The sequence below is a fragment of the Pseudomonas sp. KUIN-1 genome, from assembly GCF_009176725.1.
In the GTDB taxonomy this organism is placed as follows: Bacteria; Pseudomonadota; Gammaproteobacteria; order Pseudomonadales; family Pseudomonadaceae; genus Aquipseudomonas; species Aquipseudomonas fragariae.
On the sequence record NZ_AP020337.1, the window covers coordinates 1 to 22987 of the forward strand.

Below are 22987 nucleotides of genomic sequence, written 5' to 3' on the forward strand. Positions count from 1 at the left end.
TGGATAAGTCGCCTCTGGGTCGTTACAATGGCGGCTGTTTTTGCCTCACCGGCTTTCAACTCAGGGGATATCCGTGTCAGTGGAACTTTGGCAGCAGTGCGTGGAGCTTTTGCGCGATGAGCTGCCTGCCCAGCAATTCAACACTTGGATCCGTCCGCTACAGGTCGAAGCCGAAGGCGACGAGTTGCGTGTGTACGCACCCAATCGTTTTGTTCTCGACTGGGTCAACGAAAAGTACCTTGGTCGTCTGCTCGAGCTTCTCGGCGAACACGGTCAAGGCATGGCCCCTGCTCTTTCCTTATTAATAGGAAGCAAGCGCAGCTCAGCACCGCGTGCTGCCCCGAATGCACCCTTGGCCGCTGCAGCCTCACAGGCGCTGTCTGCCAATTCGGTCAGCAGCGTCTCGGCCCCGGCTCCTGCCACGGCTGCTCCAGCTGCTGCTGTAGCGACGCCTGCACCGGTTCAGAACGTTGCAACACACGACGAACCGTCGCGTGACAGCTTCGATCCGATGGCGGGTGCCAGCTCGCAACAAGCGCCCGCCCGCGCTGAACAACGTACCGTCCAGGTAGAAGGTGCGCTCAAGCACACCAGTTACCTGAACCGTACGTTCACGTTCGAAAATTTCGTCGAGGGTAAGTCCAACCAGCTGGCACGCGCTGCGGCCTGGCAGGTTGCCGACAACCCCAAGCATGGCTACAACCCGCTGTTCCTTTATGGCGGCGTCGGTCTTGGTAAAACTCACTTGATGCATGCGGTGGGTAACCACCTGCTGAAGAAGAACCCGAACGCCAAGGTCGTGTACCTGCATTCGGAGCGCTTCGTTGCAGACATGGTCAAGGCCTTGCAGCTCAATGCAATCAACGAGTTCAAGCGCTTCTACCGTTCAGTCGATGCGCTGCTGATCGACGACATCCAGTTTTTTGCCCGCAAGGAACGTTCGCAGGAAGAGTTTTTCCACACGTTCAACGCGCTGCTGGAAGGCGGACAGCAGGTCATTCTGACCAGCGACCGCTATCCCAAGGAAATCGAAGGCCTTGAAGAGCGACTCAAATCGCGTTTCGGCTGGGGCCTGACGGTTGCCGTCGAGCCTCCCGAGCTGGAAACCCGCGTCGCGATCCTCATGAAGAAAGCAGATCAGGCCAAGGTCGATCTGCCTCATGACGCAGCGTTCTTCATTGCCCAGCGAATTCGCTCCAACGTCCGTGAGCTGGAAGGTGCGCTCAAGCGCGTCATCGCTCACTCGCACTTCATGGGCCGCGACATCACCATCGAGTTGATTCGCGAGTCGCTGAAGGACTTGCTGGCGTTGCAGGACAAGCTGGTCAGTGTGGATAACATTCAGCGCACCGTCGCCGAGTACTACAAGATCAAGATCTCCGATCTGTTGTCCAAGCGTCGTTCCCGCTCTGTCGCCCGGCCTCGCCAGGTCGCGATGGCGCTCTCCAAGGAACTCACCAACCACAGTCTTCCGGAAATCGGTGATGTGTTTGGTGGCCGTGACCACACGACTGTCTTGCACGCATGCCGAAAGATCAACGAGCTCAAGGAATCCGATGCGGATATCCGCGAGGACTACAAGAACCTGCTGCGCACTCTGACTACGTGATAACGCCAGTGCAGCTCATCAAGGCAAGGGACTAGACCATGCATTTCACCATTCAACGCGAAGCCCTGTTGAAACCCCTGCAATTGGTCGCCGGCGTCGTCGAACGCCGCCAGACCTTGCCGGTTCTTTCCAATGTGCTCCTGGTCGTCGAAGGTCAGCAACTGTCGCTGACCGGTACGGATCTGGAAGTCGAACTGGTTGGCCGCGTCCAGCTGGAAGAGCCCGCCGAACCTGGGGAAATCACGGTTCCTGCGCGCAAGCTCATGGACATTTGCAAAAGCCTGTCCAATGACGCGCTGATCGACATCAAGCTCGATGATTCGAAACTGATCGTCAAGGCCGGTCGTAGCCGGTTCACCCTGTCGACTCTGCCTGCCAATGATTTCCCTACCGTCGAAGAAGGCCCGGGTTCGCTGACGTTCACTCTGGTGCAGAGCAAACTGCGCCGCTTGATCGAGCGCACCAGCTTTGCGATGGCCCAGCAGGACGTTCGTTACTATCTCAACGGCATGCTGCTTGAAGTGAGTGCCGGTATCTTGCGTGCGGTTGCCACCGACGGCCACCGCCTGGCCATGTGCTCGATGTCTGCCGATATCGAACACGCCGATCGGCATCAGGTGATCGTTCCACGCAAAGGTATTCTTGAAATGGCGCGCCTGCTGACCGAACAGGACGGCACGGTCAGCATCGTTCTGGGTCAGCATCACATCCGTGCGACCACTGGCGAATTCACCTTCACCTCCAAGCTGGTCGATGGCAAGTTCCCGGATTACGAGCGTGTGCTGCCTAAAGGTGGTGACAAGCTGGTGCTCGGTGATCGTCAGGCACTGCGTGAGGCGTTCAGCCGCACGGCGATTCTGTCCAACGAGAAGTACCGCGGCATCCGTCTGCAACTGGCCAGCGGTCAATTGAAGATTCAGGCCAACAACCCTGAGCAGGAAGAAGCAGAAGAAGAAATCAGCGTCGAGTACAACGGTGACTCGTTGGAGATTGGTTTCAACGTGAGCTACTTGCTCGACGTGCTGGGCGTCATGACCACCGAACAGGTGCGCCTGATTCTGTCTGACTCCAATAGCAGCGCCCTAGTGCAAGAGTCCGATAACGACGACTCCGCCTACGTTGTCATGCCGATGCGTCTGTAACTTCATGTCCAGCGCAACCTAGATGTCTCTTAGTCGCGTCTCGGTCACCGGGGTGCGCAATCTGCACCCGGTGACCCTCTCCCCCTCCCCGCGTATCAATATCCTCTACGGCGCAAACGGCAGTGGCAAAACCAGCGTGCTGGAAGCTATCCATCTGCTGGGCATTGCTCGCTCGTTCCGCAGCAGTCGCCTGCTGCCCGTCATTCAGTACGAGCAGCCTTCCTGCACCGTCTTCGGTCAGGTCGATCTTGCACAAGGTGGACACAGCAATCTGGGTGTTTCACGCGACCGCCAAGGCGAGTTCCAGATTCGTATCGATGGGCAGAACGCCAGAAGCGCTGCGCAGCTTGCAGAAATTCTGCCACTGCAGCTCATCAACCCCGACAGCTTCCGATTGCTCGAAGGTGCGCCGAAGATACGCAGGCAGTTTCTGGATTGGGGAGTGTTCCACGTGGAACCTCGCTTTATGGCCACGTGGCAGCGCCTGCAGAAGGCCCTCAAGCAGCGAAACTCGTGGCTTCGGCATGGTACACTTGACGCCGCTTCACAGGCGGCATGGGACCGTGAGCTGTGCTCGGCAAGTGACGAGATCGACGAGTTCCGCCGGGCTTATATCAAGGCATTGAAGCCAGTCTTTGAACAGACTTTGAGCGAACTTGTTGAGCTTGAAGGTTTGACCCTGAGCTACTACCGAGGATGGGACAAGGAAAAAGAGCTAAGTACAGTGCTCGCCTCTTCCATCCACCGCGATCAGCAAATGGGCCACACCCAGGCCGGACCACAGCGAGCTGACCTGCGCCTTAGATTAGGCGCGCATAATGCGGCAGATATTCTGTCTCGCGGTCAGCAAAAGCTGGTGGTCTGCGCACTGCGTATTGCTCAGGGACATCTGGTCAGCCAGGTCCGTCGAGGCCAGTGTATTTACCTGGTAGATGATTTGCCCTCCGAACTGGATGACAACCATCGACGCGCGCTTTGCCGCTTGCTGGAAGAATTACGCTGCCAGGTGTTTATCACCTGTGTAGATCAAGAATTTTTGAGGGAAGGCTGGCAGACGGAAACGCCAGTCGCTTTGTTCCACGTGGAACAAGGCCGTATCACCCAGACCCACGACCATCGGGAGTGATTGCATGAGCGAAAACCAAACGTACGACTCGTCCAGCATTAAAGTGCTGAAAGGACTTGATGCCGTACGCAAGCGTCCCGGAATGTACATCGGTGATACAGACGATGGCAGCGGTCTGCACCACATGGTGTTCGAGGTGGTTGATAACTCGATCGACGAAGCATTGGCAGGCCATTGCGACGACATCAGCATCATCATCCACCCAGACGAATCTATCACCGTGCGCGACAACGGCCGCGGTATTCCGGTAGACGTGCATAAAGAAGAAGGCGTGTCGGCAGCCGAGGTCATCATGACCGTGCTCCACGCTGGCGGTAAGTTCGATGATAACTCCTACAAAGTATCCGGTGGTTTGCACGGTGTAGGTGTCTCTGTGGTTAACGCCCTTTCAGAGCTTCTGTTACTGACGGTTCGTCGTAGCGGCAAGATCTGGGAACAGACCTATGTTCATGGTGTTCCACAGGAGCCGATGAAGATAGTCGGTGAAAGTGACAGCACAGGCACTCAGATCCACTTCAAGCCTTCCGCTGAAACGTTCAAGAACATCCACTTTAGCTGGGACATCCTGGCCAAGCGGATTCGTGAACTGTCCTTCCTGAACTCCGGTGTCGGCATTGTCCTCAAGGATGAGCGCAGCGGTAAGGAAGAATTGTTCAAATACGAAGGCGGTCTGCGTGCATTCGTCGAGTACCTGAACACCAACAAAACGCCGGTCAACGAAGTGTTCCACTTCAACATCCAGCGTGATGATGGCATCGGTGTCGAGATTGCTCTGCAGTGGAACGATAGCTTCAACGAGAACCTGCTGTGCTTCACCAACAACATTCCACAGCGTGATGGCGGTACTCACCTGGTGGGCTTCCGCTCTGCGCTGACGCGTAACCTGAACAACTACATCGAGCAGGAAGGTCTGGCCAAGAAGCACAAGGTCGCGACCACTGGCGATGATGCGCGTGAAGGTCTGACGGCGATCATTTCGGTCAAGGTGCCTGATCCGAAGTTCAGCTCGCAGACCAAGGACAAGCTGGTTTCGTCCGAAGTCAAAACGGCTGTCGAACAGGAAATGGGCAAGTACTTCTCCGACTTCCTGTTGGAAAACCCGAACGAAGCCAAAGCGGTTGTCGGCAAGATGATCGACGCTGCCCGTGCCCGTGAAGCTGCGCGCAAGGCGCGTGAGATGACTCGTCGTAAAGGCGCGCTGGATATCGCCGGCTTGCCGGGCAAACTGGCGGACTGCCAGGAGAAGGACCCTGCCCTTTCCGAACTGTACCTGGTGGAAGGGGACTCTGCTGGCGGATCAGCCAAGCAGGGGCGTAATCGTAGAACCCAGGCCATCCTGCCGCTCAAGGGCAAGATCCTGAACGTTGAAAAAGCGCGTTTCGACAAGATGATCTCTTCGCAGGAAGTGGGCACCTTGATCACTGCGCTGGGCTGCGGTATTGGCCGTGAAGAGTACAACATCGACAAGTTGCGTTATCACAACATCATCATCATGACCGATGCTGACGTCGACGGCTCGCACATCCGTACCCTGCTGCTGACCTTCTTCTTCCGTCAGTTGCCCGAGCTGATCGAGCGTGGCTACATCTACATCGCTCAGCCGCCGCTGTACAAGGTCAAGAAAGGCAAGCAGGAGCAGTACATCAAGGACGACGAGGCCATGGAAGAATACATGACCCAGTCGGCCCTTGAAGACGCCAGCCTGCACCTCAGCGAATCGGCGCCGGGTATCTCCGGTACCGCACTGGAGAAGCTGGTCAACGACTTCCGCATGGTCATGAAGACGCTCAAGCGCCTGTCGCGTCTGTACCCACAGGAACTGACCGAGCACTTCGTCTACCTGCCGCCGATCACGCTCGAACAACTGTCGGATCACGAGGGCATGCAAGCCTGGCTGGCACTGTTCGACGCGCGTCTGCGCACCGGCGAGAAGTCAGGTCTGGTCTACAAGGCCAGCCTGCGTGAAGACCGTGAACGTAACGTCTGGCTGCCAGAGGTCGAACTGATCTCCCACGGCCTGTCGAACTACGTCACCTTCAACCGCGACTTCTTCGGCAGCAACGACTACAAGACCGTTACCGCTCTGGGGGCGCAGATCAGCACGCTTCTGGAAGAAGGTGCCTACGTGCAACGTGGCGAGCGCAAGAAGCCCGTCAACGAGTTCAAGGAAGCCCTCGCCTGGTTGATGGCCGAAAGCACCAAGCGCCACACCATCCAGCGCTACAAAGGTCTGGGTGAGATGAACCCGGACCAGCTGTGGGAAACCACCATGGACCCGAGTGTGCGCCGCATGCTGAAAGTCACCATCGAAGATGCCATCGGCGCTGACCAGATCTTCAACACCCTCATGGGTGATGCGGTCGAGCCTCGCCGTGACTTCATCGAGAGCAATGCGCTGGCCGTGTCCAACCTGGACTTCTGATGAGCGTATGATCAAAACATCAACCCCGGCGAAAGCCGGGGTTTTTGTTTGTGCTCTAAAACAGTTTCGCCAGTCGCAGATTCAAGCGGGACTTTTCCCGGAAGCCCTCCTCCACTTCTACATCCCTGCCGAGTACGGCCTGGACCTGAATCGACGGGGTCAGCATGTGAGTGGCACTCACACGCAGGTAGGTAGTGCTCAGTTGATCGTCTTGATTGACGCCACCCACCCGGTTTTCTCCGCCATCAATATGGCCTCCACCAACGGCAAACCGGGTTTGCGGCGAAACGTTGTAGCTCAGGTAAGCCTGATATTCGTAGCGGGTCTTCTGTGCCAATGTGTCACTGCCTGAACCGTAATCATCGTTATCGCTGAACCATGAGACATCCGCAGCGGTGTCCAGAGCCCATCTGGCATTGAAGTGATGGATGTAGGCTGCTTGCAGCAAAAGACGCCAGCGGTTTTCACCCAGGTTGAGTGTGTCGTCGTTTTCGTAACTGCCGGTAGGCAAATAAAGGTAAGGCGCCACGGAAAAGACATCCTTATTTGCAGTGGCTAAGGTCCACTTTACCGGTGCGCCGAGAATCAGATCTCCGGCGCCGGTGGTCTGGCCAAGCGCGCTTGCCTCACCACCAGCCTTCAGATGTCCATAAGGCAGGATGAACTGTGGCTCTATCACCGCGTTGTTGCTCAGCGCAAACGAGTGGATATAGCGAAGCAGGCTGACATCGGTCTTGAGTCGAAAATCGTCCGAGACTTTGTGACCGTTGCTGTAAAAGTCCGAGCTTTCAGCGTGTTGTGCATAAACCAGCAAAGCGTTCATGCCGACAGGCAGCGTCTCATAATCGCCTGCGGTGATTTCCAGGGCATGAGTCACGGTCGACCAACACAGCATGGTAGAGCTGGCCAGCACTGAACGAGCAACCAGGTTGAGTCTTTGCATATCTGTTTCCTCAAGGATTAATGCGTGTCAGCGGCTCAGCAAGCCGCTGCCGGGGTGGCAATTGAGGTATTCGAAATACTGGGCCTCACGGGGGATCACCGCGATCTCATGGTAGAGGCGTAACTGGACCTGGAAGTTGAGGGTCTGTACGTACTGCATGAAGCCGCCGAAGATCGCCACATGAGTGGGATGGGTCTTTGCCCAACGCTCCAGGTTGCTCAGGTGATCGAACCAGGCGAGGCCGAAGCTCTTCTCCAAAGGCTCGCCGCTCTCGTTGTCCAGCGCTTGCATGAAGCGACAGCTCAGGCAGCCGACGGTGGCGCCTTCGTCGCGCAGAAACGTCATGCCGGTCTGCAGCACGGGCTGTATGTCGTTCAGGTACAGATCGCGTTCCTGTCCGGTGGTGCTGCTCCAGTCCTGCCCGGAGCGAATCAGGCACAGGTTGTCGCGACCGGACATACGCACCCTGCCGGCACGCAGCACGTCCGCACTTGAAGGATTGCTGCTACCTGCCAGTGCATCAGTCTGGGCAAAAGGGATACGGTCGCGGGAACTGCCCCAGTACGCGTGTTCCTGAATAGGCTCACTCATGTGAGTGGCCAGGTGAGTAACACCTTCGGGCACATCCGGGGCGGAAAACAATGTTTCGAAACGCTCGGTGCTGGGGCAAACGACCTCTAGGAACCATCCCAGCGGCCCTGTTTCACGAGCCGGATCCTGCCACCAGCGCAAGAACCCCGAGCTGTTTCGCCACTGATTGAAAGCGTCCACGTCGTGCCAGTAAGCGATGGCTATGCAGGTATGGAAACCATCGGCGTCCACGCAACATGCGCTGTCCCAATACCGCGGGCCTGAGTCGCTATCAAACCGAGCGGTTATCGCTGCCAGTTCTGGCAGACCTACCGGATGCAGGGATTGGACGCCGAAATAAGCCATCACCACCTGCCCTGCCAGCGGATCGAAACGCGCGGACCATGCAGGAAAAGGTGGTTGATAGCCCTCGGGCAGATTGCTGTTCAGCTCACGTGGCTTGCGCAGATGTTCAGGAATCGCTGAGTGCATGTCACACCTCCAGCGCGATGTCAGGCCGAAGCAGCTCGATGGACTCGCTGCTGATCGGCAGGCCTGGCAGATCGACTACACATGGAGCGGGATTGGGATTGAACATCAGACGAGTCACGTCGGGACGTGAGTAATGTCCAGCCGGGCCGGCTGCTACTTTGGCGAAGGTCAATGCGGCTGGATCAAGTGTTGCGTAGAGCAGACCTTCCTCATGTTCGCTCAATGGGGTCGCCAGATCACTTCCGTCCGGACCGAAAATCCGTGCGTGTCCGCCACCGGCCTGCAGCAGGCTGCGTTTGGCATCACTGTCGCAAAGCATTTCGATCATTTCAGGGGAAACGATTGCACAGGGTGCGAGGACGAAGCATTGCCCTTCTGCGGCATAAACCCGCGAAGCCGCAGTATTGACCTCGGGGCCCAGGGCGCTCGTGGCGTTGCGGTACAGGCTGAAGCTTGGCCAGGCCGCTACGTGAATCTGTTCGTTCTGTGCGTACATGGCGTACTTGGAAAGCGGTTGCAGGTGCTCCCAGCAGCAAAGCGCACCGAGAACACCGACAGGGGTTTCAAAGGTACGCAATGATGCCCCGTCGCCTTCGCCAAACATCGTACGTTCCACATGAGTAGCCTTGAGCTTGCGACGCACGCCAACCGTTTCACCGTGATCGTCGATGATCCACTGACCGATATACAGCGACGCGTTGTTGCGCTCGCTGTAACCGAGCACCACATAGAGACCGAGATGGCGAGCCGCATCGCTGATACGTCGGGCCTGAACACTCTCCAGCACCAGAGACTGCTGGTGATAACGCTGCACCAACGGCATGTTCCAGGCCGGTGCGTCGAGCCACAAGAACCACGGATAGCCCGGAATCCACGTTTCCGGGAATGCAATCAGACCGGCTCCGGCGGCTGCCGCCTGCTCCATCAGGGTTATGGTCTTGTCTACGGTGGCGTCCAGATCCAGGAACACGGGCGCAGCTTGCACACAGGCGACTTTCAGAGGGTCTTTCATCGTCAAAACTCGAATGGCTGTTGGATGGCCACAGGCTATGAGCTTTCCTGACGACGGTATTAGGACGAAAAGGAACGGCTTTTTGACTGGAAGGGATAGGCTGACAGGGATGGTTTCAGACTTGCATGGCGATTGGCTCGACGCATCGAAGTGCAGGTTGAACGCGATGAGCATCTATTTCGATACCAACAGCATTGTCGTGCGGGAACGGGCAGAGTTCTGGCAGGAAGTGGTGTGCAGTACTTTCGTGCCATTGGAATGTGCCTTCCCGGATCGACAAAACTTCCAGGGTCGTTTGCGCTCGCATAGCGTCGCAGGGCTTGGCTTGGTTGAAGTACAGGCCTGCGAGCAGACGGTCGTTCGAGATACCTCGAGTATTTCGCGCAGTGACGACGAGTTCGTATTGGTGAGTCTGGCGCTTGAAGGCCGGGCGCAGGTTTCTCAGGAGGGACGCGAAGCGATATTGGAGGTCGGCGACTTTGCTATCTACGACACTCGTCGCCCTTACCGACTGCACTTCGACAGTGCGTTCAGTCAGACCGTGGTGCAAATCCCGCGCAACAGTCTGCAGCAGCGCCTGTGCAATCTGGAGTATCTGACCGCTTTATCCATGTCTCGCGATAACCCGCTCAATGGACTGGTCTTCGACTTTTTTACCGGTCTCGCTGCACTCGAGAACCGGGTAGGCGAATCGCAGCAGGCGCGGATAACCGAGCAAGGGCTGGACTTGTTGGCAATGGCTTTGTCCGAAAGAGTCAAAGGGCAGGCACAAGGTTCGAGACGCAGTGGCTTACTGCTGCGCATCAAGGACCATATTCAGGCCAACCTGGCAGATACAAAACTGTCTCTGGCCAATGTCAGCGCCCGATTCGGAGTCAGCACGCGCTATGTCAGCAGCCTGTTTCAGGATGAACAGACCTCGTTCGGGCGCTACCTGTTGGGCTCCCGGCTACAACGCTGCGCCAGTGATCTGCGCGAGCCATTACTCGCCAATCGACAGATCAGCGAGATCGCTTGGCGTTGGGGATTCAGTGATGTCGCTTACTTCAGCAGAGTCTTCCGCCAGCGCTTCGGAGCGCCTGCAAGGGAATATCGGCTTGAAACTTCGCAAACCCCGCGCATAAAAAAACCGACCTCTTAAAGGTCGGTTTCTGATACATCATCAAAACTTATGCACGTTTTTCCGGTTTTTATAGCCTGAAAAAATATGTATACGAATTAACAGGTTAGACAGCCTTTTTCAGCGATTTCAGAAAAACCGTACACAGGTTATCCACAAAATCACGCCGGGACTTTTTCGGGGGTGGCTGCAGGCTCGACAGGCGAACCCATTGCGCGTTGTGTGTCTTCATTCCAGGCCTGCACACGCTCATTCAACGCAGCAATGGCACGTGGGCCTGTGCCTTCTGCATACATCGGCTCGCCGATCACCACTTGAATGGTGCCTGGCTTTTTTGCCCAGCCGTCGCGAGGCCAGTACTTGCCTGCGTTGTGCGCGACAGGCAGCACGGGCAGGTCGGCGTTCACTGCCAGTGCAGTTCCACCGCGTGAGAATTTGCCGACCTGGCCGTAAGGCACGCGTGTGCCCTCCGGGAAGATCAATACCCAGACGCCGTCCTTGAGCAACTCGTCGCCCTTCTTGGCAATCTCCCTGAGTGCGGCTTTCGGGTTTTCGCGGTCGATGGCGATCGGGCGCAGCATTGCCATCGCCCAGCCAAAGAACGGCACATAGAGCAGTTCACGCTTGAGGACCTGACTCATCGGCTCGAAATACGCCGACAGAAAGAAGGTCTCCCAGGTGCTCTGATGGTTGGAGATGATCACGCAGGGGGTTTTCGGTACGTTCTCGGCGCCAGTTACTTCAACCTTGATGTTCAGGAACACCTTGGTCAGCCAGATGGCGCAGCGGCACCAGTAGACGTTGATGAAGCGATAGCGGGCTTTGAACGGCAGAAAAGGCGCAATGAAAAAACTCAACGTGCACCACAGCAGCGAGCTGGTGCCCAGCAACAGGTAAAAGAAGAAGGTCCTGATTGCCTGCATGATCGACATAGTTACGTTTACCGTACGGGCAGGTGCCCGCTCCTTGAGCGTCCTGAACCTGAAGAACTGATTGTTCAGTGAGTGCTGTTGTGGATAAGTTCTGCGGCAACTGCCGCCAGATCGTCAAAAATCAATGTGCCTGCCGGTACTCCGCCTTCCATCGTCTTGCGGCCTTTGCCGGTCATTACCAGCACAGGCTGAGAATCGACGGCCAATGCGGCCTGCAGGTCACCCTTGCTGTCGCCCACGAACCAGAGACCTTTGAGGTCCGCTGCGTAATGACGGGCGATGGCCCGCAGCATGCCGGGTTTGGGCTTGCGGCAGGTACAGCCATCGTCTGGCCCATGCGGGCAATAGACGATCAAACCGAGCTCGCCGCCCTGCTCTGCCACCAGCTTGCGCAAGCGCACGTGCATGGCATCCAGAGTGGCCAGATCGTAATAACCTCGGGCAATGCCCGACTGGTTGGTGGCGACGGCCACCGTCCAGCCGGCCTTGCTCAGCGCTGCGATAGCTTCGATCGAGCCAGGAATGGGCAGCCACTCCGCCACCGACTTTATGTAAGTGTCGGAGTCATGATTGATCACGCCATCCCGATCGAGTATCAGCAGTTTCACAGCGACTCCTTGTCAGCCCAGCAGCGAGATGTCGGCGACGCCGAGGAACAGGCCGCGCAAACGCGACAACAGGGCATAGCGGTTGGCACGCACGTTGGCGTCTTCTGCGTTGACCATCACGGCTTCGAAGAACGCATCGACCGGCTCACGCAACATCGCCAGACGCGCCAGCGATTCGCTGTACTGACGCTCGGCAGCCATAGGCTGGATCGCGTGATCGGCCTGCTGGATGGCCGAGTACAGCGAGAACTCGTTGGCGTTGTCGAAATACTTGGGCTCGACGGTCTGGGCAATGCTGCCCTCGGCCTTGCTCAAGAGGTTCGATACACGCTTGTTCACTGCGGCCAGTGCAGCGGCCTGTGGCAGTTTGCGGAAGGCCTGGACCGCCTGGACGCGCTGATCGAAATCCAGCGCCGAAGCCGGTTGCAGGGCACGTACCGAGAGGTACACCGCCACGTCGACGCCTTCGTCTTCATAACGCGCACGCAGACGATCGAAGATGAAGTCGAGAACCTGTTCCGCCAGACCGGCCGGCTTGATCTTCGCGCCGAACTGCGCGACGGCGAATTTCACCGTTTCGACCAGGTTCAGGTCGAGCTTCTTCTCGATCAGGATGCGCAGGATGCCCAGTGCTGCACGACGCAGGGCATACGGGTCCTTGCTGCCGGTAGGCAGCATGCCGATACCGAAGATACCGACCAGCGTATCGAGCTTGTCGGCAATGGCCACCGCAGCACCGGTCAGTGTGGTCGGCAGTTCGGCACCCGCGCCACGTGGCATGTACTGCTCGTTGAGCGCCAGCGCGACATCTTCCGGCTCGCCGTCGGCCTTGGCGTAGTAGTAACCGGCAATGCCCTGCATTTCCGGAAACTCGCCGACCATCTCGCTCGACAGGTCGCACTTGGAGAGCAGACCGGCCCGCGCAGCACGCTGGGCGTCGCCGCCGATGCGCGGTGCGATGTAAGCGGCCAGCTTCGACACACGCTCGGCCTTGTCGAACACGCTGCCCAACTGCGCCTGGAACACGACGTTCTTCAGGCGATCGTTGAAGGTTTCGAGCTTCTGCTTCTTGTCCTGCTTGAAGAAGAACTCGGCGTCGGTCAGGCGTGGACGAACCACCTTCTCGTTACCGGCGATGATCTGTGCCGGGTCCTTGCTCTCGATGTTGGCCACGGTGATGAAGCGCGGCAGCAGCTTGCCGTCGACATCCAGCAGGCAGAAATACTTCTGGTTGTCCTGCATGGTGGTAATCAAGGCTTCCTGAGGGACTTCCAGGAAGCGCTCTTCGAACGAGCACACCAGCGGAACCGGCCACTCGACCAGACCGGCCACTTCGTCCAGCAGGCTTGGCGGCACGATGGCGGTGCCTTCCTGCTGGGTGGCCAGCTCGTCGACGCGCTTGCTGATGATCTGGCGACGTTCGTTGAAGTCGGCCAGTACATGAGCGGCGCGCAGGTCACTGAGGTAACCGGCAGGCGAAGAAATGCGCACGTCTTGCGGATGATGGAAGCGATGACCGCGCGAATGACGACCCGCGCTCTGGGCGAGGATCGTGCAGTCCACCACCTGATCACCGAACAGCATCACCAGCCACTGGGTCGGCCGCACGAACTCTTCCTTGCGAGCACCCCAGCGCATGCGCTTGGCAATCGGCAGGTCGTTCAGCGAGTCTTCGACGATGGTCGGCAACAGCGACGTCGTCGGCTTGCCGAGGATGGTCTGGCTGTAACGCAGTTTCGGACCGCTCTGATCGATTTCGCTCAGGTCGACGCCGCACTTCTTGGCGAAGCCCAGGGCGGCCTGAGTCGGGTTGCCGTCGGCATCGAACGCGGCCTGACGCGGTGGGCCGTCGAGGTTGACGCTGCGATCCGGTTGTTGCGTGGCCAGTGCGGTAATCAGCACGGCCAGACGACGCGGTGCGGCGTAGACCTGTTTGGCGCTGTAGGTCAGACCTGCGCCTGCGAGACCTTTTTCAATACCGGCGAGAAACGCATCGGCCAGCGAGACGAGGGTCTTGGGTGGCAGTTCTTCGGTGCCCAGTTCGACCAGAAAATCTTGAGCACTCATTGCGCTGCCTCCAGCTTGGCCAACACTTCATCGCGTAGATCGGGCGGCGCCATCGGGAAGCCGAGACGGGCCCGAGCCTGCAGGTAGGCCTGAGCCACCGAACGGGCCAGCGTGCGCACGCGCAGAATGTATTGCTGACGCGCCGTCACGGAAATCGCGCGACGGGCATCCAGCAGGTTGAAGGTGTGCGAGGCCTTGAGGACCATTTCGTAGCCGGGCAATGGCAGCTCCAGCTCGATCAGGCGTGCGGCTTCGCTTTCGTAGAAGTCGAACAGCTCGAACAGTTTGTCGACGTTGGCGTGTTCGAAGTTGTAGGTCGACTGCTCCACTTCGTTCTGGTGGAACACGTCGCCGTAGGTCACTTTGCCGAACGGGCCGTCAGCCCAGACCAGATCGTAGACCGAGTCCACGCCCTGCTGGTACATCGCCAGACGCTCGAGGCCGTAGGTGATTTCGCCGGTAACCGGGTAGCACTCCAGACCACCGACCTGCTGGAAGTAGGTGAACTGCGAGACTTCCATGCCGTTGAGCCAGATCTCCCAGCCCAGACCCCAGGCGCCCAGCGTCGGCGATTCCCAGTTGTCTTCGACGAAGCGCACGTCGTGCACCAGCGGATCGAGACCGATGTGCTTGAGCGAGCCCAGGTACAGTTCCTGGAAGTTGTCCGGGTTCGGCTTGAGAATCACCTGAAACTGGTAATAGTGCTGCAGGCGGTTCGGGTTTTCGCCGTAACGGCCGTCAGTCGGGCGACGGCTTGGCTGTACGTAAGCGGCGTTCCAGGTTTCCGGGCCTACGGCGCGCAGAAACGTGGCAGTGTGGAACGTGCCGGCGCCTACTTCCATATCGTAGGGCTGAAGTACCACGCAACCTTGTTCTGCCCAGTATTGCTGGAGGGCGAGGATCAAGTCTTGGAAGGTACGCACGGCTGGCGTAGGCTGGCTCACAAATTTCACCTGTGCTGGGCTGCGATTCAAAGAGCGGGAGTATACCCGATTCGGCCGCACGTCCACTCCTTGGGAGCCCTATGACACGCTGCTTTTGGTGCAACGAAGACCCCCTGTACATCGCATATCACGATCAGGAGTGGGGAGTGCCGCTGCGCGATGCGCAGAAGCTCTTCGAGTTGCTTTTGCTCGAAGGGTTCCAGGCCGGGCTGTCGTGGATCACGATTCTCAAGCGGCGCGCGCGTTATCGCGAAGTACTGCACGGCTTTGACGTCGAGCGCCTGGCGCAGCTGAGCGATGCCGAAATAGAGGCGCTGATGCTTGATCCGAGCATCATCCGCAACCGCCTCAAGCTCAAGGCGGTGCGCACCAATGCGCGGGCCTGGCTGGCGCTGGAAGACCCGGTCGCGCTGCTCTGGTCGTTTGTCGGCGGTACTCCGAAGATCAATCACTTCAAGGATCGCAGCGAAGTCCCGGCGATGACCGCCGAGGCCGAAGCGATGAGCAAGGCATTGAAAAAGGCCGGTTTCACCTTTGTCGGGCCGACCATCTGTTACGCCTACATGCAGGCCAGCGGCATGGTCATGGACCACACTGTCGATTGCGATCGGTATGCGATCCTGAGCCGCTGACGGTTACACTACCCGCCTCGAGAATCTGGGAGTCATCTGTGGATAAGTTCAAAGGCGCCGTAATGGTCGGGGCGTTGCGATTGTTTGCGCTGTTGCCGTGGCGCGCGGTGCAGTGGACAGGCACCGCGATTGGCTGGCTGATGTGGAAGCTGCCCAACCGTTCGCGGGAAGTGGCGCGGATCAATCTGTCCAAGTGCTTCCCCGAGTTGAGCGAACCCGAGCTGGAAAAGCTCGTCGGCCGCAGCCTCATGGACATCGGCAAGACCCTGACCGAAAGCGCCTGTGCGTGGATCTGGCCGGCACAGAAATCGATCGACCTGGTGCGTGAAGTCGAAGGGCTCGATGTGCTCAAGGACGCGCTGGCGTCCGGTAAGGGCGTGGTCGGTATCACCAGTCATCTGGGCAACTGGGAAGTGCTCAATCACTTCTACTGCAGCCAGTGCAAGCCGATCATTTTCTATCGTCCACCCAAGCTGAAAGCCGTGGACGACCTGTTGCGCAAACAGCGTGTGCAGTTGGGCAATCGGGTGGCGGCGTCGACCAAGGAAGGCATTCTCAGTGTCATCAAGGAAGTGCGCAAAGGCGGCTCGGTGGGTATTCCGGCCGATCCGGAGCCGGCCGAATCAGCCGGTATCTTCGTGCCCTTCTGCGGCACCATGGCCCTGACCAGCAAGTTTGTGCCGAACATGCTGGCAGGCGGCAAGGCAGTCGGCGTCTTCCTGCACGCCATGCGCCTGCCGGATGGCTCGGGTTACAAAGTGGTACTCGAAGCGGCGCCCGAAGCGATGTACAGCACCGACACCGAAACCTCGGCAGCGGCGATGAGCAAAGTGGTCGAGAAATACGTGCGGGCGTACCCGAGCCAGTACATGTGGACCATGAAGCGCTTCAAGAAACGCCCGCCAGGTGAGGCGCGCTGGTACTAGAAAGGACCGGACGCGGAGCGTCCGCAACGGCGTGTCCACGCTGGAGCATGGGCACGATAGTATTTCTGCAGACACCTATCGTTCCTCACGCTCCAGCGTGGGAATGCAGTGCGTGACGCTCTGCGTCACAAATCTGCGCCGCGCCACAGTTCTCAGGATAGGACGCAGAGCGTCCAGAACGGCATGCCCACGCTGGAGCATGGGCACGATAGTGTTTCCCTCAACTGGCGGCCGCAATCAATCCGCGTCGCTCCAGCGCCACCTGAGTCCCTTCCGGACTCATCCGCACCAGGTTCACCGGGATGGATTTGGCCGCAGGGGTGTTGCCGTGTTTATCCCGATTGGCCAGTGGTAGCAGGCCGTTGGTCTCCGGGTAGTACGCTGCGCAGCATCCCTGCGGCACGTCGTAGGGGATGACCTTGAAACCCGCTGCACGCCGCGCGGTGGTCGGGTCGAGCGCCGTCTGAAACTCGATGTAGTCCCCGGCCTTCAGCCCCAGGCGCTCGATGTCCTGCGGGTTGAGCATCACCACCATGCGGTCGCCAAAGATGTCCCGATAGCGGTCATCGTTGGAATACACCGTGGTGTTGAACTGGTCATGGCTGCGGATCGTCATCAACTGCAGATGCTCGGCGCCCGGCGGCGTGTCGTCTTCGTCGTAGATGCCTTCGGGAAAGAGGAAGTTGGCCTTGCCCGACTCGGTGTCCCACTTGCGCTCACTGGCGGCATTGGGCAATCGAAAACCTCCGGGTTCGAGGATGCGCTGATTGAAATCGTAAAACTGCTCGGGCAGTACTTCTTCGATCTTGTCGCGAATCCTGGCGTAGTCACCCACATAGCTGTCCCAGTCCACCTTGGGATTGGGCGCAAGCGTCGCTTTGGCGATACCGGCAATGATCGCCACTTCGGAAATCAGATGTTTCGACGCAGGCTCGAGCATGCCGGTCGAGCCGTGCACCATCGACATCGAGTCCTCCACCGTAATGGTTTGCGCCACACCGTTCTGCAGGTCGCGCTCCGAACGTGCCACGCACGGCAGCAGAAAGGCCTTCTGACCATGGACTGTCGCGCTGCGGTTGAGCTTGGTGTTGACCAGCACCGTCATTTTCAGACGGCTGACGGTCGGGCAGATCACATAGGTGTCCGGAATGGCACGGAAAAAATTACCGCCCATGGAAATCAGCGCTTCCACCTCGCCACGCAACAGGGCTTCGCAGGTCTCGGCCACAGCGTGACCTTTTTTTCTGGACGCCTCGAAACCGAACACCTTGCTCATGCTGGCCAGAAACGGTTCGCCGGCCTTTTCGTAGATGCCCATCGTCCTGTCGCCCTGTACGTTGGAATGCCCACGCACCGGACACGCCCCCGCACCAAGCTTGCCGATGTTGCCGCGCAACAGCAGCAGGTTGATGATCTGCTGCATGGCGTCACCGCCGCGCTTGTGCTGAGTGATGCCCATTCCCCAGCAGCAGATGACCCCCTTCGAGCGCTTATAGACCGCCGCCACCTCTTCGATGGCCTGACGCGTCAGGCCCGAATGGCGCTCGATGATGTCCCAGGGCAACTGTCGGCAGTAATCGGCGTACTGCTCGAAGCCATGGGTGTGTTCTTCAATGAACGCCACATCGAGTACACGTGGCAGGTGTTCACGCTGCGCCACGTCGTCGGCTTCGATCACGGCCTTGCAAACGCCTTGCAGGGCGATCATGTCGCCGCCGATCCTGACCTGATGGTACTGCGAGCTGATTTCCACCCCATGCAGACTGAGCATGTCGCGCGGGTCCTGCGGCGCCGCAAAACGTACCAGCGCCCTCTCCCGCAGCGGGTTGAACGAGATGATGCTCGCGCCCCGGCGCGCGGCGGCGTGCAGCTCGGACATCATGCGCGGGCTGTTGGTCCCGGGGTTCTGGCCGATGATGAAAATCGCGTCGGCGCTCTCGAAATCCTCCAGCGTCGTGGTGCCTTTGCCAACCCCGATCGACTCGGGCAGCGCCGCGGTGGTGGTCTCATGGCACATGTTCGAGCAGTCAGGGAAGTTGGCCATGCCGTACATCCGGCCAAACAGCTGATACAGAAAGGCGGCTTCGTTCGATGTGCGCCCTGAGGTGTACAGCTCCAGCTTCCACGGGTCGCTCAGGCCGCGCAGCTCTTCGCCGATCTCGGCGAATGCCTCGTCCCAGGTGACCGGCAGGTATTTGTCAGTGGCGGCGTCGTAGCGCATCGGCTCGGTAATACGGCCTTCTGCTTCCAGGTCATGATCGCTCCAGGTCGCCAGTTCGCTGACCGTGTGCCGGGCGAAGAACTCAGGAGTCACGCGTTTCTTGGTCGATTCCCAGGCCAGTGCCTTGGCACCGTTCTCGCAGTATTCAAAGGTGTGCGGCTTTTTCGGGTCCGGCCAGGAGCAGCTGGGGCAGTCGAAGCCTCCAGGCTTGTTCATGGACATCAGCGTGCGGTTGCCCTTGATCAGCACATGCTGGTGCAACAGGTGCTTGTTGACCGCACTGAGCGCGGCCCAGCCACCTGCCGGCGTGCCGTCGGTCTGTGATCCCTGAAGCGGGGCCTGGGAGTTTTCCGATTCGGACATGGGGTGTGTTCTCTCTCGTAAAGCCCGTGAAGGCATGAAGCTCGTGTGTCTGAGATAACACGGGCTCAGAGAGAATTCGCCCGAGTCGACGAGCGTTGCCGACAGGGCGCGTCGGCAAGAGGTTCAGTCAGGGTCATGCCCTGTTCAGCAGCGGTTCAGAAAAAGCTCAGGCCGACCTGAAACAGCCGCTCGACATCGCGAATGCACTTCTTGTCCACAAGGAACATGATCACATGGTCACCGGATTCGATCACCGTGATGTCATGGGCAATGAGCACTTGTTCGTCGCGGATCACTGCGCCGATTGCCGTACCGGTCGGCAGGTTGATGTCCTTGATCGCACGGCTGACGACCTTGCTGGATTTCGAGTCGCCGTGAGCGACGATCTCGATGGCTTCGGCTGCACCGCGTCGCAGCGAATGCACGCTGACGATATCACCGCGGCGCACGTGGGCCAGCAGCGTGCCGATGGTTGCCAGTTGCGGGCTGACCGCAACGTCGATTTCGCCACCCTGCACCAGGTCGACGTAGGCCGGGTTATTGATCAGCGTCATCACCTTGCGTGCGCCCAGACGCTTGGCCAGCAGCGACGACATGATGTTGGCTTCATCGTCGTTGGTCAGCGCCAGGAACAGGTCGGTGTTGCCGATGTTTTCTTCCAGCAGCAGGTCGCGGTCCGATGAGCTGCCCTGCAGCACCACCGTGCTGTCCAGGTGTTCCGACAGATAGCGGCAGCGCGCCGGGCTCACTTCGATGATCTTCACCTGATAGCGGCTTTCGATGGCTTCAGCCAGACGCTCGCCGATGTTGCCGCCGCCGGCGATGACGATACGTTTGTAGTTCTCGTCCAGGCGCCGCAGCTCGCCCATCACGGCGCGAATGTCAGCCTTGGCGGCGATGAAGAACACCTCGTCGTCGGCCTCGATGACCGTGTCGCCATGCGGCAGTATTGCCCGGTCACGACGATAGATCGCCGCGATGCGCGTTTCGACATTCGGCATGTGCGCTCTTAGCTGGCGCAGCGGCTGACCGACCAGCGCGCCGCCGTAGTAGGCTTTGACCGCGACCAGTTGCGCTTTGCCTTCGGCGAAGTCGATCACCTGCAGCGCACCGGGGTACTCGATCAGACGCTTGATGTAGTTGGTGACGACCTGCTCCGGACTGATCAGCACGTCGACCGGGATCGCGTTTTTATCGAACAGGCCTGCGCGTGTCAGGTACGCCGCTTCACGGATGCGCGCGATCTTGGTCGGCGTATGGAACAGCGTATGGGCCACCTGACAGGCAATCATGTTGGCTTCGTCGCTGCTGGTCACCGCGACCAGCATGTCGGCGTCGTCCGCGCCGGCCTGACGCAACACCGCCGGGTAGGAGCCCTTGCCCTGCACGGTGCGGATGTCCAGGCGGTCGCCCAGATCGCGCAACCGGTCGCCGTCAGTGTCGACCACGGTGATGTCGTTGGCTTCGCCCGCCAGATGCTCGGCCAGCGTACCGCCTACCTGACCTGCACCCAGAATGATGATTTTCACGCGCTTACTCCCGCGCCGCCGCGATCTTGATCCGCGATCTTGATCAGTTTGGCGTAGTAGAAACCGTCGTGGCCGCCTTGCTGGGCCAGCAGCTGGCGACCATGGGCTTGCTTGATACCCGCGGGCGGCTGTCCGGCCTGCCCGGCGATGTCCAGCTCTCTGGCCCCGGAGGTCCGCGCCAGAAACGCCTCGATGACGTCGGTGTTTTCGGTCGGCAGTGTCGAGCAGGTCGCGTACACCAGCATGCCGCCTACCTGCAGCGTAGGCCACAACGCATCAAGCAGCTCGCCCTGCAAGGCAGCCAGCGCGGCGATGTCGTCTGCCTGACGAGTCAGTTTGATGTCCGGATGCCGACGAATCACGCCGGTCGCCGAGCACGGTGCGTCGAGCAGGATGCGCTGGAACGGTTTGCCGTCCCACCACTGCGCTGTCTCGCGGGCGTCGGCGGCAATCAGCTCGGCATCCAGCCCCAGGCGATCGAGGTTTTCACGCACGCGCACCAGACGCTTGGCTTCCAGATCCACCGCCACCACGCCGTCCAGTTGCGGCTGTACTTCGAGCAAATGGCAGGTCTTGCCGCCCGGCGCGCAGCAGGCATCGAGTACCCGTTGCCCGGGGGCCAGTTCCAGCAGGTCGGCGGCCAGCTGCGCGGCTTCATCCTGCACGCTGATCCAGCCTTCGGCAAAACCGGGCAGCGAGCGCACATCGCACGGCTCGGCGAGGACGATGCCGTCCTGGCTGAAGGTGCACGCGCTGGCTTGCAGGCCGGCAGTGTCGAGCAGTTCGAGGTATTGATCGCGACGGTTATGGCGTCGGTTGACGCGCAAGATCATTGGCGGGTGCGCATTGTTGGCCGCGCAGATGGCTTCCCACTGTTCCGGCCAGGCGGCTTTCAGGGCTTTCTGCAGCCAGCGCGGGTGGGCGGTACGCACCACCGGGTCGTGTTCCAGCTCGATCAGCAGCGCCTCGCCGTCACGTTGCGCATTGCGCAGCACGGCGTTGAGCAAGCCTTTGGCCCACGGCTTTTTCAATTTGTCGGCGCAGCCCACGGTTTCGCCAATCGCAGCATGGGCCGGAATGCGGCTGTAGAAAAGCTGATAAAGGCCGACCAGCAACAAGGCTTCAACGTCGGCGTCGGCGGCCTTGAAGGGCTTCTGCAGCAGCTTGGCCGCCAATGCCGACAGACGCGGCTGCCAGCGCGCGGTGCCGAATGCCAGGTCCTGCGTCAGGCCACGATCACGCACCTCGACCTTGTCCAGTTGAGTCGGCAACGAGCTGTTCAGCGAGGCCTTGCCGCTGAGTACGGCAGCCAGTGCCTTGGCGGCGGCCAGACGCGGGTTCATTGGCCCAGCACCGTGCCGATGGCAAATTTCTCGCGGCGGCTGTTGAACAGGTCAGTGAAGTTCAGCGGCTTGCCGCCCGGCAATTGCAGACGGGTCAGGCGCAGCGCGTTCTGCCCGCAGGCGACGATCAGGCCATCCTTGCTGGCGCCGAGAATCGTCCCCGGCGCGCCCTGCCCTTCGGCCAGATCGGCGGCCAGGACTTTCAGGGTTTCTTCGTTCAGCGTGCTGTGACAGATCGGCCAGGGGTTGAAGGCACGGACCAGGCGTTCAAGCTCATCGGCCGGACGCGTCCAGTCCAGGCGCGCTTCGTCCTTGTTCAGCTTATGGGCGTAGTTGGCCAGGCTGTCATCCTGAACCTCGCCGACCAGCGAGCCGTCTGCCAGACCGGCAATGGCCTGCAACACAGCAGGCGGACCGAGTTCGGCCAGGCGATCATGCAGCGTGCCGCCCGTGTCCTGCGCGGTAATCGGGGTGACCGCCTTGAGCAGCATCGGCCCGGTGTCCAGCCCTGCTTCCATGCGCATCACGGTCACGCCGCTCTCGGCATCACCGGCCTGCACCGCGCGCTGAATCGGCGCCGCACCGCGCCAGCGCGGCAGCAGCGACGCATGGCTGTTGATGCAGCCCAGGCGCGGAATATCCAGCACCACTTGCGGCAGGATCAGGCCGTAGGCGACGACCACCATCAAATCGGGTTGCAGCGCTGCCAGTTCAGCCTGCGCAGCAGGATCGCGCAGTGTGGGCGGCTGCATGACCGGTACGTCATGTTGCAGCGCCAGTTGCTTGACCGGGCTGGGCATCAGCTTTTGTCCACGACCGGCCGGGCGATCGGGCTGCGTGTACACGGCGACGATCTGGTGAGGGCTGTCGAGCAGGGCCTTGAGGTGTTCGGCGGCAAATTCCGGGGTGCCGGCGAAGACGATGCGCAGTGGCTCAGTCATGGAGTTCTCATTATAAAAAAAGGCCTGTTCAGGCCTTTTGGGGTA

At 59.6% G+C, this 22987-nt stretch carries 18 protein-coding genes; 7 read left to right on the plus strand and 11 right to left on the minus strand.

All coding sequences use genetic code 11. From position 1 onward, the window contains the following. Positions 1–73 precede the first annotated feature (73 nt). From dnaA to gyrB, 4 genes are read left to right on the plus strand one after another with little or no spacing between them, the layout of a single operon-like run. A complete protein-coding gene (dnaA, locus tag KUIN1_RS00005; protein ID WP_003401422.1) occupies positions 74–1609 on the plus strand; it encodes a chromosomal replication initiator protein DnaA in 1536 nt (511 codons plus the stop codon). Between the two features lie 38 nt (positions 1610–1647). Further along, positions 1648–2751, plus strand: a complete 1104-nt coding sequence (gene dnaN, locus KUIN1_RS00010) for a DNA polymerase III subunit beta (RefSeq protein ID WP_003421522.1) — start codon at positions 1648–1650, stop codon at positions 2749–2751. Between the two features lie 22 nt (positions 2752–2773). Continuing rightward, positions 2774–3877, plus strand: a complete 1104-nt coding sequence (gene recF / locus KUIN1_RS00015; protein WP_011266123.1) for a DNA replication/repair protein RecF — start codon at positions 2774–2776, stop codon at positions 3875–3877. 4 nt (positions 3878–3881) lie between these two features. Further along, positions 3882–6299, plus strand: a complete 2418-nt coding sequence (gene gyrB, locus KUIN1_RS00020; protein ID WP_003340175.1) for a DNA topoisomerase (ATP-hydrolyzing) subunit B — start codon at positions 3882–3884, stop codon at positions 6297–6299. A 55-nt stretch (positions 6300–6354) separates the two neighbouring features. On the opposite strand, the gene KUIN1_RS00025 is transcribed toward gyrB, so the two are convergent. Genes KUIN1_RS00025 through KUIN1_RS00035 form a run of 3 tightly spaced genes read right to left on the minus strand, consistent with a single transcriptional unit; the run spans position 6355 to position 9316 of the window. Next, positions 6355–7242 (minus strand): transporter, encoded by an 888-nt coding sequence (locus tag KUIN1_RS00025; protein ID WP_152091752.1) that lies wholly within the window; start codon positions 7240–7242, stop codon positions 6355–6357. 27 nt (positions 7243–7269) lie between these two features. Beyond that, positions 7270–8304 carry a phenylacetaldoxime dehydratase family protein gene (locus KUIN1_RS00030; protein WP_024642350.1) on the minus strand — a complete coding sequence of 345 codons (1035 nt, stop codon included), beginning with the start codon at positions 8302–8304 and terminating at the stop codon, positions 7270–7272. 1 nt (position 8305) lies between these two features. Further along, a complete protein-coding gene (locus KUIN1_RS00035; protein WP_152091753.1) occupies positions 8306–9316 on the minus strand; it encodes a nitrilase in 1011 nt (336 codons plus the stop codon). A 166-nt stretch (positions 9317–9482) separates the two neighbouring features. Here KUIN1_RS00035 and KUIN1_RS00040 point away from each other — a divergent pair, with 166 nt between their 5' ends. After that, a complete protein-coding gene (locus tag KUIN1_RS00040) occupies positions 9483–10457 on the plus strand; it encodes a helix-turn-helix domain-containing protein (protein ID WP_058399175.1) in 975 nt (324 codons plus the stop codon). A 140-nt stretch (positions 10458–10597) separates the two neighbouring features. Here the strand turns inward: KUIN1_RS00040 and KUIN1_RS00045 are convergent, their stop codons facing one another. From KUIN1_RS00045 to glyQ, 4 genes are all read right to left on the minus strand, one after another. Next, the gene (locus KUIN1_RS00045; protein WP_011266128.1) at positions 10598–11368 is read right to left on the minus strand and encodes a lysophospholipid acyltransferase family protein; all 771 of its coding nucleotides are present in this window, start codon (positions 11366–11368) and stop codon (positions 10598–10600) included. A gap of 65 nt (positions 11369–11433) precedes the next feature. Continuing rightward, positions 11434–11976, minus strand: a complete 543-nt coding sequence (gene gmhB, locus KUIN1_RS00050; protein WP_003401440.1) for a D-glycero-beta-D-manno-heptose 1,7-bisphosphate 7-phosphatase — start codon at positions 11974–11976, stop codon at positions 11434–11436. Between the two features lie 12 nt (positions 11977–11988). Beyond that, complete coding sequence (gene glyS, locus KUIN1_RS00055) at positions 11989–14043, minus strand: glycine--tRNA ligase subunit beta (RefSeq protein ID WP_003401442.1); 2055 nt, start codon at positions 14041–14043, stop codon at positions 11989–11991. Beyond that, positions 14040–14987 (minus strand): glycine--tRNA ligase subunit alpha, encoded by a 948-nt coding sequence (gene glyQ / locus KUIN1_RS00060; protein WP_002551326.1) that lies wholly within the window; start codon positions 14985–14987, stop codon positions 14040–14042. The genes glyS and glyQ overlap by 4 nt, the downstream gene beginning before the upstream one ends. Before the next feature lie 80 nt (positions 14988–15067). Here glyQ and KUIN1_RS00065 point away from each other — a divergent pair, with 80 nt between their 5' ends. Beyond that, positions 15068–15619, plus strand: coding sequence for a DNA-3-methyladenine glycosylase I (locus KUIN1_RS00065; RefSeq protein WP_011266129.1), 552 nt, complete (start codon positions 15068–15070; stop codon positions 15617–15619). A 38-nt stretch (positions 15620–15657) separates the two neighbouring features. Beyond that, positions 15658–16545 (plus strand): lysophospholipid acyltransferase, encoded by an 888-nt coding sequence (locus KUIN1_RS00070; RefSeq protein WP_003401447.1) that lies wholly within the window; start codon positions 15658–15660, stop codon positions 16543–16545. 220 nt (positions 16546–16765) lie between these two features. Here the strand turns inward: KUIN1_RS00070 and KUIN1_RS00080 are convergent, their stop codons facing one another. The 4 genes from KUIN1_RS00080 to fmt form a co-directional block, all read right to left on the minus strand. Continuing rightward, positions 16766–19129 carry an FdhF/YdeP family oxidoreductase gene (locus KUIN1_RS00080; protein WP_103713005.1) on the minus strand — a complete coding sequence of 788 codons (2364 nt, stop codon included), beginning with the start codon at positions 19127–19129 and terminating at the stop codon, positions 16766–16768. 155 nt (positions 19130–19284) lie between these two features. Next, complete coding sequence (trkA, locus tag KUIN1_RS00085) at positions 19285–20658, minus strand: Trk system potassium transporter TrkA (RefSeq protein WP_024659693.1); 1374 nt, start codon at positions 20656–20658, stop codon at positions 19285–19287. Next, positions 20655–22001, minus strand: a complete 1347-nt coding sequence (gene rsmB, locus KUIN1_RS00090; RefSeq protein ID WP_152091754.1) for a 16S rRNA (cytosine(967)-C(5))-methyltransferase RsmB — start codon at positions 21999–22001, stop codon at positions 20655–20657. The genes trkA and rsmB overlap by 4 nt, the downstream gene beginning before the upstream one ends. Beyond that, positions 21998–22942 carry a methionyl-tRNA formyltransferase gene (gene fmt / locus KUIN1_RS00095; protein WP_004403438.1) on the minus strand — a complete coding sequence of 315 codons (945 nt, stop codon included), beginning with the start codon at positions 22940–22942 and terminating at the stop codon, positions 21998–22000. The genes rsmB and fmt overlap by 4 nt, the downstream gene beginning before the upstream one ends. Positions 22943–22987 lie beyond the last annotated feature (45 nt).